Here is a 12,421-nt window from a genome sequence, read left to right as displayed (position 1 = left end):
TTTGCATTACGCGCGGGCGCGCGTCGTTGCAAGACCAGTGGCGTTGGCCAGTTGTGCAAACGGGGGCAGATACTGGCCTATGACCAATTTATCTTGCTGTATACAGTAGGAAAAGCTCACCTGTTTTCCTTGAGCAGCCGCTGCTTTTGGCGCGACCAATCGCGCTTCGCCTGAGTTTCGCGCTTGTCATGGGTTTTCTTGCCTTTGGCGATGCCCAGTTTCATCTTAGCCATACCACGATGGTTGAAATACATCACCAGCGGGACCAGCGTCATGCCCTTGCGCTGGGTGGCGTTCCAAAGATGGCCCAATTCGCGGCGTGTCACCAACAGCTTGCGCGGGCGGCGTTCTTCGTGGCGGAAGGTCTTAGCCTGCTTGTAGGGGGCAATGAAAGAGTTAATCAGCCACAGTTCACCATCCTCGACGGCGGCATAGCTTTCGGCGATATTGGCGCCGCCCTGCCGCAGCGATTTCACTTCGGAGCCTTCCAGCGCGATACCGCACTCGATGTCCTCTTCGATGGCGTAATCGAAGCGGGCGCGCCGGTTTTCGGCGATCACCTTGTAATTCGGGTCTGATTTTGCCTGTGCCATAACAGCATGATCTAGGCGTTTGCGCCCCCCGGCGCAAGAAGCGGCTCAGGCTCCCAGCACAGTTTGTTGGATCCACCAGTTAGGTTGTTGCAGCTTCAGCGCGTCGGCGGCGCACGCTGCGTCAGATTGGCTGGCAAACAGGCCGAAACAGGTTGCGCCGGAGCCGCTCATCCGTGCGCTCAACGCGCCTTGGGCAAGCAGCATTTCGAGACAATCGCCGATTTCCGGTGCAATTTCGATTGCGGGCGGCTCAAGATCGTTGCGCTGAGCACTCAGCCAGCAAGCGCAAGATTCTGCATCAGCGAATGCGGGAATGGCGTCCATTGGCGTACCGTCTTGTTCCTGCAGCGCGGCAAAGACTGCCGGGGTCGGAATTGCAGTACCCGGATTGACCAGCACCGCCGGCAGCGGCGGAATTCCGTTCACCTGCGTGACGATTTCACCGACCCCCGACATGCGGGTAGTCCGGGCAGCCATGCAGACCGGAAGGTCGGCCCCAAGCGCAGCGACGTCCCCGACGGATACACCCCAGCCTTCCTTCAGGGCGCGCAGCACCGCGGCGGCGTCAGAACTTCCGCCCCCGATACCTGCCGCTGCCGGCAGGTGCTTTTTAAGGGAAATGGCGACATCCAAGACCCCCGCCGCACGGGCGGCGCGCAGGGCAAGGTTACGGTCATCACGCGGTACGCCATCTGCCATGGGGCCGCTGACCTGTAATGTCAGCCCCCGCGCCGGGCGCAAGCGCAGTTCATCCCCAATATCCGCGAACACCACCAGTGAATCGAGCAGATGGTAGCCATCGGCCCGCCGCCCCGTCACATGTAGCGTCAGGTTGATCTTGGCCGGGGCAAAGGCGCTGATCTCAACCGTCTTCATCACGTAGTTTCAATGGTTCCGCCCCTTCTTCGGCCAACACCGCATTTAGTCCGATTTCCAACTTGCGGCGGATGCGGTCGGGATCGGCTTCGGCGTCCTTCTCCTCCGGATCGACAAAAGACAGGGCACGTTTCCACTGGAACTCGGCCTCGCGGATGCGGCCGACAGCCCAATAGACATCGCCTAGATGGTCGTTCACCACCGGGTCCACTGGCATCAGTTGCACGGCGGTTTCCATATGGCCCACCGCCTCGTCATAGCGGCGCAGGCGAAACAGCGCCCAGCCCAGCGAATCAACAATATAGCCGCTGTCAGGTTCGGCGGCGACGGCGCGTTCGATCATGTCCAGCGCTTCGTCCAGATGTGCCTGTTGTTCGACCAATGAATAGCCCAGATAATTCAACACCTGCGGCTGATCCGGGTTCAGCTCCAGCGCGCGGCGGAAATCAACTTCGGCGCTGTCCCACTGACCCAACCGTTCGTGCGAAATCCCGCGCGCATAGTGCAAAAACCACAACACACTTGAATTCGCTTCACTGTGGTCGATCGCGTGATCATAAGCAGATATTGCATCCGCGTAGTTTTCCTGCTGGCGCTGCAGATCGCCCAACGCGGTCTGTACCGGTGCAAGATCAGGATAAGCAGCGGCCAGCTTCTTCAGAGCCTCGATCGCGGCTTCGGGGCGTCCGGCACGTCGCAACGATTCGGCGCGGCCCAATTCGGCGGCGAAATGGCTGGGGTGATCGTTTGGAACCTTCGCGAAGGTCGCTTCAGCCAGATCATATTGACCAAGCCGGTCCAGAAGATCGGCCGTCATGAGCAGGGCGTCGATATTGTCGGGCCGCAAAAATTCGGCCATGCGCGCATAGATCAGCGCATAGGGGTCCGCCGCCTCACCCGCAAGCGCCTGTGCCAATGTCAGGAACACCTCGGCCATGCCGTCACGGACCGAGCGGACATGACTGAACGGCACCTGCTCACCCGCACGCAACCGTTCGGCCAGATCATCCAGCGCCGGGTCGAGGTCGGTGCCAAAAGAATCCTTGATGATTGCCAGCGCATCCGCGTTGCGCCCAAGCAAGGACAGGATCTCGGCCCGGGCCATTGCGGCACGGCGCGACACCATGCCCAGCGCCCCTTCATCGGCGGCAAACAGCGCTTCGGCCCCTTCGTAATCTCCGACCGAAGCCAGCGCCATCGCTTTGTGATAATGCGCAAAACCTTGCAGCCCGTTGTCCTCGGCAACCTTGTCGAATTGCTCTAACGCCTGCGCGACCGACCCCGCTCCCATATGCGCCCAAGCCAGCACAAGCCCGTCGACCAGCGGCCCGATACTTTGGATCTGGGCGTCACGTGAAAGCAAAGCTGCGAAATCTTCATCAGCAATCAGATTGCCAGCGACGACCATATGCGCCGCCTGACTGCTTACACCCAGGTCCTCCATGCGCTTCGCCACGGGAAGCGCGCGCGCCACCTGTCCCAGCGACAATTGCGACAGAACCAGATTTTCCATCAGGTCGGGATTGCCGGAATCACGCATCAAGGCGCGCGCATAATATTGCGCAGCAACAGCGTAATCACTGCCATACACGGCCTGCCGTCCAGCCAGATAGGCACCTGCATCCTGACGGCCTATGTCGGGCTGGGACATCCGGCTCTCCTGCGCCGTCAGTGGCAGGGCCAGCGAAATCGTCACCGCGGCCAATGCCACCTTTGAAAACGTCATGAACGCCAAAACTTTCCGCCTTTTGCCCTGATTTGTGACACAAGCTATGGCCTCTGTCAGGCAGGCGCAATGGCGCGTCCCGGTTTGGAACGCGCCTTGAGCGATGCCATGATCACATGTTCGGGTAGTTCGGCCCGTCACCGCCTTGCGGGGTGGTCCAAACGATGTTCTGCGGCGGATCCTTGATATCGCAGGTCTTGCAATGGACGCAGTTCTGGAAGTTGATGACGAAACGCGGCTCCTTGCCGTCCTCCTCGACGAATTCATAGACACCGGCGGGGCAATAGCGGGCCGAGGGGCCGGCATATTGCGCCAGATCCACCTTGACCGGCACATCCGGGTCTTTCAGCGTCAGATGCGCAGGCTGGTTTTCATCGTGGTTGGTGAAGGAAAATGCCACATTGGTCAGCCGGTCGAACGACAAAGTGCCGTCGGGCTTGGGGTAATCGATCGGCTGATGCTGATTGGCCAGTTCGGTCGCGTCCGCGTCGGATTTACCGTGTTTAATAGTGCCAAATAGCGACAGCCCGATGGCGTTGGTCCACATATCCAAACCGCCAAGCGCAAGGCTGGGCATCAAGCCCCATTTCGACCACATCGGTTTGACATTGCGCACCTTGTGCAAATCTTTGCCAATGGGACCGTTGCGCACCTCGGATTCATAGGCGGTCAGTTCATCGGCGCTGCGCCCCGCGGCAATAGCGGCATAGGCGGCCTCGGCGGCGGCCTTGCCCGATAGCATAGCGTTGTGATTGCCTTTGATGCGCGGGACGTTGACCATGCCCACCGAACAGCCCAGCAGCGCCACCCCGGGCGCGACCATTTTCGGCAGCGACTGATACCCGCCCTCGGAAATCGCCCGTGCGCCATAAGCCACGCGCTTGCCGCCCTTCAGCAGGTCAGCCACCATCGGGTGATGCTTGAACCGCTGAAACTCCATATAGGGGTAAAGATAAGGGTTCTTGTAGTTCAGGTGGACGACAAAACCGACATAGACCTGATTGTTCTCGATATGATAGATGAACGATCCGCCCCCGGCATTTTTGCCCAGCGGCCAGCCCATCGTATGCGTGATGGTGCCTTCGCGGTGCTTGTCGGGATCGATCTCCCAGACCTCCTTCATGCCGAGGCCGTATTTTTGCGGCTCCTTCCCGGCGTCCAGATCATATTTCGCGATCACCTGCTTGGACAGCGACCCGCGCACCCCCTCGCCAAGGAACACATATTTGCCGTGCAGTTCCATGCCCGGCTCATAGTTCGGTCCCGGCATTCCGTCGGCGTTCTTGCCAAACTCTCCAGCGACCACGCCCTTGACCCCGCCGGTATCGTCAAAGACCAGTTCAGAACAGGCCATGCCGGGAAACACCTCGACGCCCAGTTCCTCGGCCTGCTCGGCCATCCAGCGGCAGACATTGCCCATCGACACCACATAAGCGCCGTGGTTGTTCATCAGCGGCGGCATCGGCCAGTTCGGCACGCGGACCTTGCCCGCCTCGCCCAGTATATAGAAATTGTCCTTGCGCACCGGAACGGTAATCGGTGCGCCGCGTTCTTTCCAATCGGGAATCAGCGCATCCAGCCCGCAGGGGTCCAGCACCGCACCCGAGAGAATATGCGCGCCTACCTCGCTGCCTTTCTCCAGTACGACAACATCCAGATCTGCATCCAGTTGTTTGAGCCGGATCGCCGCCGCCAGCCCGGCAGGTCCGGCCCCGACGATCACAACGTCATATTCCATCGCTTCGCGTTCAATCTCGGCCATTTTCCGCTCCCCTAGGGCATCAACCCGTTTGAATTTGGCTAAACCACGAAGCGAATTATTGCAATCGCAACGAAAGCGATTGCATTTTCCTGCTACAAGGCGTCACGGGCCTTGCAATCTGGACCTGCTTTGGGTCAGGTAATCCGTGAACCACCAGTGGCCCTGTCGTTACCCCGACAGGGCTCTCTCTTGTCAGCCATGGACGAATGATCAATGGAAAAGATTCCGATGACGCCCAAGGGCTATTCCGCCCTTGAGAGCGAGCTCAAGCACCTGAAGTCCGTCGAACGGCCAGCCATCATAAGCGCCATCTCTGAGGCGCGCGATCATGGCGACCTGTCGGAAAACGCCGAATACCACTCGGCGCGCGAAAAACAGTCCTTTGTCGAGGGGCGCATCACCGAACTTGAAGGAGTTCTCAGCCGGGCCGACATCATCGACCCAGCCAAGCTGTCCGGCCCGATCAAGTTCGGCGCTAAAGTGACCTTGGCCGACGAGGACACCGACGAGGAAAAAACCTGGCAGATCGTGGGCGAACATGAGGCCAATATCGAAAACGGCCTGCTCAACATAAGATCGCCCATCGCCCGCGCTCTGATCGGCAAAGAAGAAGGCGACAGCGTCGAGGTTCGCACCCCTGGCGGCGAACGGTCTTACGAGGTCCTTAAGATCGACTATTCCTGACGGCGCCGAGGACCGGATGCCCGCTGCCAGCCGCAACTCCGAAACGGTTCCCCCGGCATCGCGATCTTCCGCGCGACCGGTTCGTACTGAAATCATCACCACCGACCGGGTGGCGATCGTACTCAGCCTGATCTGGCTGGGTACGGCGGGGCAGATTCTTTGGCTGGCTCCATCCGACCCCGCAATCCCGCTTGACGGATTTCATATCCTCATGACGCTGCTGGCGCTGTTCCTGCCAGTTGGTATGATCTGGGTGGCCGCGATCACCATGCGCGCCACCCATGTGATGCGCGAAGAAAGCACGCGCCTGCAGGCCGCTGTCGACGCCATGCGGCAGGCCCGGGTGGCGCAATCCCGGCATGCCGCCGCTCGGCCCGAGCGCCCTAAGGCGGGGCCGGACCGGTCCGGCCTACAGCACAAGACCGCTGCAATTTCGTTCTCCAGAAACCACGCCAACCTGCGCCCGGCCAGCGCCACGCACAAAGCGCTGGCTCAGAAGGGAGCAGAAAGGGATCAACGCTCGCTGCCGCTAGCAACTCCGCCTGAAGCACTGGACCCGCCCCTCACCAATGCCGACTTTATCCGCGCTCTGAATTTCCCCGAGACTGCCGACGACACCAACGGTTTCGCCGCCCTGCGGCGCGCCCTGCGTGACCGCGCTACGGCACGGATGATCCAGGCCAGTCAGGACGTGCTGACCCTGCTCTCCCAAAGCGGTGTCTATATGGATGACCTTCCCCCGGACCGGGCGCGTCCAGAACTCTGGCGGCAATTCGCGCAAGGCTCACGTGGCCGCGAGATTGCCCCGCTCGGTGGCATTCACGACGATACCGCACTGTCCCAGACCGCTGAGCGAATGAAGCAGGATCCGATCTTCCGCGACGTGGCGCATCACTTCCTGCGCCGGTTTGACCGCACCTTCGCGGACTTCGAAGCCCGTGCCAGCGATGCGGAAATATCAGCTTTTGGCGATACCCGTACCGCACGCGCCTTCATGCTGCTAGGACGGGTCGCAGGCACATTCGACTGAACGCTAGATTCCGAATTGCTCTGAAAAAAACCCCGCCAGTGGAGGCGGGGCACAGGTGGGGTATTCGCGTGCGACGGCACGGACACCCGGCGGTTAACGAGTTTCTGCCGTGGTCTGAAATAGGCCGCACCGCAACGCGCCTGCCTGCGTCGCGCAATGCAACTTTAGGCCAGACCGTTATGCCGGTGGCGGGGAACCGTCAGGCCTGCATCTCGGCGCGTATTTGCTGGCGCAACACGTCGATGGAAACGACCTTGCCATCGCGCTTGAAATGCCAATATGTCCAGCCGTTACAGGATGGCGCACCTTCCAAATGGGCACCGACCTGATGGATCGAGCCCTTGATGTCCGCGCCGATCAATGTGCCATCCGCGCGCACCTTGGCCTTAAAGCGCTTATTCATCGAATACAGCTCCTCCCCTGGACGCAGCAGGCCGCGCTCGACCAGTTGACCGAATGGCACACGGGGTTCGGCGCGCTTCCGGGTGCTGACTTGCAGCGCCTCGCGGTCGAATTTGCGCACATTGTCGATGCGCTTTTGCGCGACTTTGCGATAGGCCTCTTCGCGCTCGATGCCGATATATTCGCGCCCTAGCATCTTGGCCACAGCGCCCGTGGTACCGGTGCCGAAAAACGGATCAAGCACCACATCTCCGGGATTGGTCGAGCCGACCAGTACGCGGTGCAGCAGTGCTTCGGGCTTTTGTGTCGGATGCGCCTTGTCGCCATTTTCGTCTTTCAGCCGCTCGTGCCCTGTGCAGATCGGCAAAACCCAATCGCTGCGCATCTGGATACCTTCGTTCAGCGCCTTGAGCGCCTCGTAATTGAAGGTGTATTTGCCGCCTTCGGTCTTGCTGGCCCAGATCATCGTTTCATGGGCGTTGGTAAAGCGTTGCCCACGGAAATTCGGCATCGGGTTGGACTTGCGCCAAATCACATCGTTCAGGATCCAGAAGCCCTGATTTTGCAACGCAGCGCCGACCCGAAAGATGTTGTGATACGACCCGATCACCCAGATCGCGCCGTTGGGCTTGAGCAATCGGCGGGCTGCGCTCAGCCAATCCTGCGTAAAGCTATCATAGGCTGCGAAAGAGGCGAACTGATCCCAGTGATCATCGACCGCATCCACCTTGCTATTGTCCGGGCGGTGCAAATTACCGCGCAGTTGCAGGTTATAGGGCGGATCGGCAAAAATCAGGTCAACAGACTCTTCGGGCAGACTGTTCATCACTTCGATGCAGTCACCGTCCAGAATCGTGTTCAGGGGGAGCGCAGCCGCGCCCTTCGTCTTGGTCATCATCATTCTCTGCCTCTATTCCGGGCGCATTATTGCGCTCTCGTGTTGTGGATAGAATGAGTCAAACCCGATTCGTCGTCAATTTCTTTTTTGAATCATGTACTTACAGATTTAGCTTGATACAAGATATTGTGGACAGGTTTGAAGGATCGTCTATGGTGTGGGGTGACACCAAGATTTTGAAGCGCCTCTCTATGGCGTTTCGAGCCGTAGCCCATATTGGTATCCCAGCCATAGCCCGGATATTGCCGCGCCAAATCCATCATCAGCCGGTCCCGTGATGTTTTTGCCACGATCGACGCCGCTGCAATTGACAAGCTGCGACCATCGCCCCCCACCACGTTACGCGCCGGGAGCGTCAGGCCATTGGGGATCATGTTGCCGTCGATCAGAACGAAATCCGGTGCCGGTTTCAGCGCAGCAATGGCGCGGATCATCGCCAGATGGCTGGCGCGCAAGATGTTGATCTCGTCGATCTCGGCCACGCTGGCATGGGCGATGGCAACCTCGGCAACGTCGTGAATCTGCTTTGACAGCGCGGCGCGGCTGACCGCCGTCAGCTTCTTGGAATCGTTCACCCCTTGCGGGATCGTGGCAATATCCAAAACCACTGCCGCCGCCGTGACGGGCCCGGCCAATGGTCCGCGCCCGACCTCGTCCACCCCGGCGACCCGCAGATGGCCCATTGCGTGCAACGCGCGCTCATGGCTGGCATCGGGACCCGACATCTGTTCAGTCATCCTCGACAACGCTTTGGTTCTGCTGACCCAGCTTGTCGATGCGCAGCTCCATCCGGTCGCCGGATTTCAGATAGATCGGCTCCGGTTTCATGCCCATGCCGACGCCCGCCGGTGTGCCGGTGGCGATAAGGTCGCCGGGATGCAGCGTCATCAGACCAGAAAGATGTGCGATGATCTGCGCAACCGTGAAGATCATGTTTGACGTTGTGCCATCCTGCATGGTCTGGCCATTCACAGCCAGCGACAGGTTCAGCGATTGCGGGTCGGGAATTTCGTCCCGCGTCACCAGCCATGGCCCCACCGGTCCGAACGTGTCGCAGGATTTACCCTTGGTCCACTGGCCGCTTAAGCGGCCCTGAAACCGGCGTTCGCTGACATCGTTGGTGATGCAGTATCCGGCGACGTAATCCAGCGCCTCGTCCTCGGTCACGTATTTCGCGGGCTTGCCGATCACCACGCCCAATTCGACCTCCCAATCGGACCGCCGCGAGCCGCGCGGCAAGCTGACGGTGTCGTTGGGTCCGATGATGGCCGAGTTGGCCTTGAGGAATAGGATCGGATATTCTGGGATTTCCATGCCTGTTTCGGCGGCATGATCGGTATAGTTCAACCCGATACACAGAAATTTGCCGATATTGCCGACACAGGGGCCGATGCGTGGCGTGCCATCGACCAGCGGCAGCGTGGACGGGTCGAGATCGCGCAAACGAGCCAAAGACTTATCGTCCAGCATGGCACCCGTGATATCGTCTATTACGCCCGACAGATCGCGGATCCGGTCGTTTGCATCCAGCATGCCGGGTTTCTCGGCGCCGGGGTCTCCGTAACGCAGTAATCTCATGATTGGCCCTTTCCTGTTGGCGGTTTTCCGGCACAATACCAAGGTTTCGCATCGCGCCAAGGGGCGCGTTCGCGAACTTGACGCCAATCCGCCGGCATGATCGCCTGCGACCAGATGAATGAATAAGGCAACGCCATGACTCGAAGCCCATCACCCGCCCCGCGCCTGATCACCCGAGGCAGCCTTGGCAGTGCGATCAACTGGCCGCATTTCGTCGCTGCGCTGAAACGCGGGCACCAAAGGGCACGGGCACAGATTTCCGACGTGGTTCTGGGCCCGCCCGAGCACTCACTGCTCAGCCGCGCCGCCTGGATCGACGGGCTGGGATCGGGTGTTAAAAGCGTGACCGTAACGCAAGGCAATCCCGGCCGCGGCCTGCCCTCGGTTCAGGGTGCAATGCTGGTTTTTGACCCGCTGACCGGAGCGTTGGAGGCGATCATCGACAGCGCGCTGCTGACCGACCTGAAGACGGCAGCGGATTCCCTGCTCGGGGCGCAATATCTGGCCCGCGCCGACAGCAAAACGCTTCTTGTCATCGGCGCGGGGAGTGTCGCGCGCACGGCGATCAGCGCCTATTGCGCGGTCTTTCCACATATCACGCAGGCGCTGATCTGGAGCCGCACCGCCAGCAAAGCCAAGGCGCTGGCGGAAGAGCTAACAGTGCCGAATGTTGCCCTGAGCGCCACCGAAAATTTGCGCGAGGCGCTTGGCAGCGCCGATATCGTGACGACGGCGACGATGTCGCATGAGCCGGTGCTGCTGGGCGATTGGGTGCGCCCCGGCACCCATGTCGATCTGGTCGGCGCCTTTCGCGCCGAGATGCGCGAAGCCGATGACGCATTGCTGCAAAAGGCCCGCCTGTTCGTGGACAACCGTGACACCACCCTGAACCACATCGGTGAGCTGATGATCCCGCTCGCCAGCGGTGCCATCGCCCTTTCGGATGTGCTGGGGGATCTTTACGACCTTGAAGCCGGGATTCCGGGGCGCACCGCGCCGGAAGACGTCACAGTGTTCAAGAATGGCGGCGGCGCTCATCTGGACCTGATGACCGCTCGCGCGATTCTTGATCTGCTATAGGGCGTTTGCTTACCGCTCGGACGAAAAGTGTTGCTTGAGATAATTCAGCACGATTTCCTTGGTTTCGTCCTCGGGGTCGTACATGCCCTGATCTTCGACCATCCAATCCCACATATAGTCCCAGCGCGCGTCGCTCAGCCGCTGCTGGGTGATGATCGCGGTCGAGTGGCAGGCGGTACACTGATAAAAAGTATCCTCTGCACCCTCTCCGACGGGCAGATTGCCCAATTCGGGGTCAAGCTTCACCGCATCCCCGTCAGCTTGCATTGCGTCGGGCGACTGCGTCAATGCAACCATCGGGTCATAGGTTTGCGCAAATGCGGGTGCGGCCAAGAACAGGCTTGCAGCCGCGATAGCTCCACCCAAGATGTTAAAGTTTATCATGGCTTGTTCCGTTGGAATTGTTGCGTGTCGGCCCGACGAACTGCGCCGCCGGGCCAAATGGGTTCAAGTCGCGATCAGCGCAATGCGGTGCTGAATGTTGTTGCCATAGCCACGCGGGTTCCAGCCAGGCGTGACCGGTGGCTGCATGACGCCGTCCTTGTCCGTGGCGCGTGCCCACACCTCAAAATAGCCGGTTTCCGGCAAGGTGACATCGGCCCGCCAGCGCTGCCAAGCAAACAGGTTCGGCGCAGTGTCCAGCTCGGCCTTCTGCCACGTCTGGCCAAAGTCGATCGACACATCCATCGCTTGCACATCGCCATTGCCCGCCCACGCGTGGCCGCGCACTTCGGTCGGTTTGCCGCTGGCCACCTCGGTGCCGGTTTGCGGGAAAGTGATCAAGGATTTGACCGGCATCTCGGTCATGATGGCCATATCGGACTCTGGCACATCCGTGCCCGGCGCGACCGGATTTTTGGGCAGCCGGTAGGAATAGCCGGTCATCTTCGCGCCATCATGTACCTGATCGCGAATCCAGATCCGCGTCAGATACTTTTGCGACACCGAACCGGGATAGCCCGGCACGATCAGGCGCAAGGGAAATCCGTGCAGGGCAGGGATCGGCTCGCCGTTCATCTCCCACGCAATTATACCGCCCTCGGCCAAGGCTTTCTCGATGGGCACGCCGCGCGAGATCGGCAGCAAGTCGGGATCGCCCGACAGGTGCGGGTCATTGCTGAAATGGGCGGTATAAACGGCACTGTCCTTGATCCCCGCCTTTTTCAGAACATCGGCCAGACGCACGCCGGTCCATTCCGGGCAGCCGACTGCTCCCATCGTCCACTGGTTGCCCGAGGCACCGGGATTGAAATACGCCCGCCCGTTGCCGCCGCATTCGATCACCAAACGTTTGGTCACGGTCTCGAACTGTGATTTCAGGTCGTCGAGGGTCAATTCCAGCGGTGTCTCGACCTCGCCGTCGATGGTCAGCGTCCAGCCTTCCGCATTCTGGTCCAGCGCGGTCTGCGGCACCATCCCGTTCATGCGCACGAACATGCGCTCATAAGGCGTCACATCATCGTCGAGCAGATGCGCTGGCGTTTCGGCGTTGACCGGCCGGTCATTCAGTACCGTCAGGTCGGGTTTGTCTGACATCAGACCTTCGCCGGTGTCCTGTGCCATCACCGGAGTGACACCAAAGGGCATGTTGCCTTCGAACGGCACAGTCATGCCGACCATCGCGCCCAAAGTCGATAATCCGGTGGTGCGGAGAAAATTGCGGCGAGCAGAAGACTCCGGCTGCTCGCGCTCAATTTCGCTCTCCTCTTGGGTTTGCCCAGGTTGTTTTTCGTGCAACATCTCAAAGCTCCTCTGATCGCTCAATCGACAATTTAGCCCGCGTGAACGAAAT

General features: G+C 60.2%; 12 protein-coding genes. 3 read left to right on the top strand and 9 right to left on the bottom strand.

All coding sequences use genetic code 11. The features are described from left to right. Positions 1–116 precede the first annotated feature (116 nt). The 4 genes from smpB to JAO82_RS06665 all read right to left on the bottom strand — a co-directional run bounded on the left by smpB (position 117) and on the right by JAO82_RS06665 (position 4,957). Positions 117–593, bottom strand: coding sequence for an SsrA-binding protein SmpB (gene smpB, locus JAO82_RS06680; RefSeq protein WP_198685599.1), 477 nt, complete (start codon positions 591–593; stop codon positions 117–119). Between the two features lie 45 nt (positions 594–638). After that, the gene (locus JAO82_RS06675; RefSeq protein ID WP_198685598.1) at positions 639–1,469 is read right to left on the bottom strand and encodes a 4-(cytidine 5'-diphospho)-2-C-methyl-D-erythritol kinase; all 831 of its coding nucleotides are present in this window, start codon (positions 1,467–1,469) and stop codon (positions 639–641) included. After that, positions 1,456–3,195, bottom strand: coding sequence for a tetratricopeptide repeat protein (locus tag JAO82_RS06670; RefSeq protein ID WP_198685597.1), 1,740 nt, complete (start codon positions 3,193–3,195; stop codon positions 1,456–1,458). The genes JAO82_RS06675 and JAO82_RS06670 overlap by 14 nt, the downstream gene beginning before the upstream one ends. Positions 3,196–3,307: 112 nt before the next feature. Continuing rightward, positions 3,308–4,957: an electron transfer flavoprotein-ubiquinone oxidoreductase gene (locus tag JAO82_RS06665; protein WP_198685596.1), complete on the bottom strand. Its 1,650-nt coding sequence runs from the start codon at positions 4,955–4,957 to the stop codon at positions 3,308–3,310. A gap of 213 nt (positions 4,958–5,170) precedes the next feature. On the opposite strand from JAO82_RS06665, the gene greA reads away from it, so the two are divergent. Together greA and JAO82_RS06655 are read left to right on the top strand one after the other, a co-directional pair. Continuing rightward, positions 5,171–5,641 carry a transcription elongation factor GreA gene (greA, locus tag JAO82_RS06660; protein WP_198685595.1) on the top strand — a complete coding sequence of 157 codons (471 nt, stop codon included), beginning with the start codon at positions 5,171–5,173 and terminating at the stop codon, positions 5,639–5,641. Positions 5,642–5,657: 16 nt separating this feature from the next. Beyond that, positions 5,658–6,671, top strand: a complete 1,014-nt coding sequence (locus JAO82_RS06655) for a hypothetical protein (protein WP_198685594.1) — start codon at positions 5,658–5,660, stop codon at positions 6,669–6,671. 199 nt (positions 6,672–6,870) lie between these two features. Here JAO82_RS06655 and JAO82_RS06650 read toward each other — a convergent pair whose 3' ends face one another. From JAO82_RS06650 to JAO82_RS06640, 3 genes are all read right to left on the bottom strand, one after another. Beyond that, the gene (locus JAO82_RS06650; RefSeq protein ID WP_198685593.1) at positions 6,871–7,974 is read right to left on the bottom strand and encodes a site-specific DNA-methyltransferase; all 1,104 of its coding nucleotides are present in this window, start codon (positions 7,972–7,974) and stop codon (positions 6,871–6,873) included. An 89-nt stretch (positions 7,975–8,063) separates the two neighbouring features. After that, positions 8,064–8,696: a ribonuclease HII gene (locus tag JAO82_RS06645; RefSeq protein WP_198685750.1), complete on the bottom strand. Its 633-nt coding sequence runs from the start codon at positions 8,694–8,696 to the stop codon at positions 8,064–8,066. Between the two features lie 4 nt (positions 8,697–8,700). Continuing rightward, positions 8,701–9,549 carry a fumarylacetoacetate hydrolase family protein gene (locus JAO82_RS06640; RefSeq protein ID WP_198685592.1) on the bottom strand — a complete coding sequence of 283 codons (849 nt, stop codon included), beginning with the start codon at positions 9,547–9,549 and terminating at the stop codon, positions 8,701–8,703. Positions 9,550–9,684: 135 nt separating this feature from the next. On the opposite strand from JAO82_RS06640, the gene JAO82_RS06635 reads away from it, so the two are divergent. Further along, positions 9,685–10,629 carry an ornithine cyclodeaminase family protein gene (locus JAO82_RS06635; protein WP_198685591.1) on the top strand — a complete coding sequence of 315 codons (945 nt, stop codon included), beginning with the start codon at positions 9,685–9,687 and terminating at the stop codon, positions 10,627–10,629. A gap of 9 nt (positions 10,630–10,638) precedes the next feature. On the opposite strand, the gene JAO82_RS06630 is transcribed toward JAO82_RS06635, so the two are convergent. Then, positions 10,639–11,013 (bottom strand): cytochrome C-552, encoded by a 375-nt coding sequence (locus tag JAO82_RS06630; protein ID WP_198685590.1) that lies wholly within the window; start codon positions 11,011–11,013, stop codon positions 10,639–10,641. Between the two features lie 63 nt (positions 11,014–11,076). Further along, positions 11,077–12,369, bottom strand: coding sequence for a sulfite oxidase (locus tag JAO82_RS06625; protein WP_198685589.1), 1,293 nt, complete (start codon positions 12,367–12,369; stop codon positions 11,077–11,079). Positions 12,370–12,421 lie beyond the last annotated feature (52 nt).

Source organism: Pontibaca salina (assembly GCF_016307205.1).
In the GTDB taxonomy this organism is placed as follows: domain Bacteria; phylum Pseudomonadota; class Alphaproteobacteria; order Rhodobacterales; family Rhodobacteraceae; genus Pontibaca; species Pontibaca salina.
This window is presented reverse-complemented; position numbering and strand designations above follow the sequence as displayed.

Coding starts and splice junctions, on each gene's coding strand:
- smpB (WP_198685599.1), bottom strand. CDS start 593: ATGGCACAGGCAAAATCAGACCCGAATTACAAGGTGATCGCCGAAAAC.
- JAO82_RS06675 (WP_198685598.1), bottom strand. CDS start 1,469: ATGAAGACGGTTGAGATCAGCGCCTTTGCCCCGGCCAAGATCAACCTG.
- JAO82_RS06670 (WP_198685597.1), bottom strand. CDS start 3,195: ATGACGTTTTCAAAGGTGGCATTGGCCGCGGTGACGATTTCGCTGGCC.
- JAO82_RS06665 (WP_198685596.1), bottom strand. CDS start 4,957: ATGGCCGAGATTGAACGCGAAGCGATGGAATATGACGTTGTGATCGTC.
- greA (WP_198685595.1), top strand. CDS start 5,171: ATGGAAAAGATTCCGATGACGCCCAAGGGCTATTCCGCCCTTGAGAGC.
- JAO82_RS06655 (WP_198685594.1), top strand. CDS start 5,658: ATGCCCGCTGCCAGCCGCAACTCCGAAACGGTTCCCCCGGCATCGCGA.
- JAO82_RS06650 (WP_198685593.1), bottom strand. CDS start 7,974: ATGATGATGACCAAGACGAAGGGCGCGGCTGCGCTCCCCCTGAACACG.
- JAO82_RS06645 (WP_198685750.1), bottom strand. CDS start 8,696: ATGTCGGGTCCCGATGCCAGCCATGAGCGCGCGTTGCACGCAATGGGC.
- JAO82_RS06640 (WP_198685592.1), bottom strand. CDS start 9,549: ATGAGATTACTGCGTTACGGAGACCCCGGCGCCGAGAAACCCGGCATG.
- JAO82_RS06635 (WP_198685591.1), top strand. CDS start 9,685: ATGACTCGAAGCCCATCACCCGCCCCGCGCCTGATCACCCGAGGCAGC.
- JAO82_RS06630 (WP_198685590.1), bottom strand. CDS start 11,013: ATGATAAACTTTAACATCTTGGGTGGAGCTATCGCGGCTGCAAGCCTG.
- JAO82_RS06625 (WP_198685589.1), bottom strand. CDS start 12,369: ATGTTGCACGAAAAACAACCTGGGCAAACCCAAGAGGAGAGCGAAATT.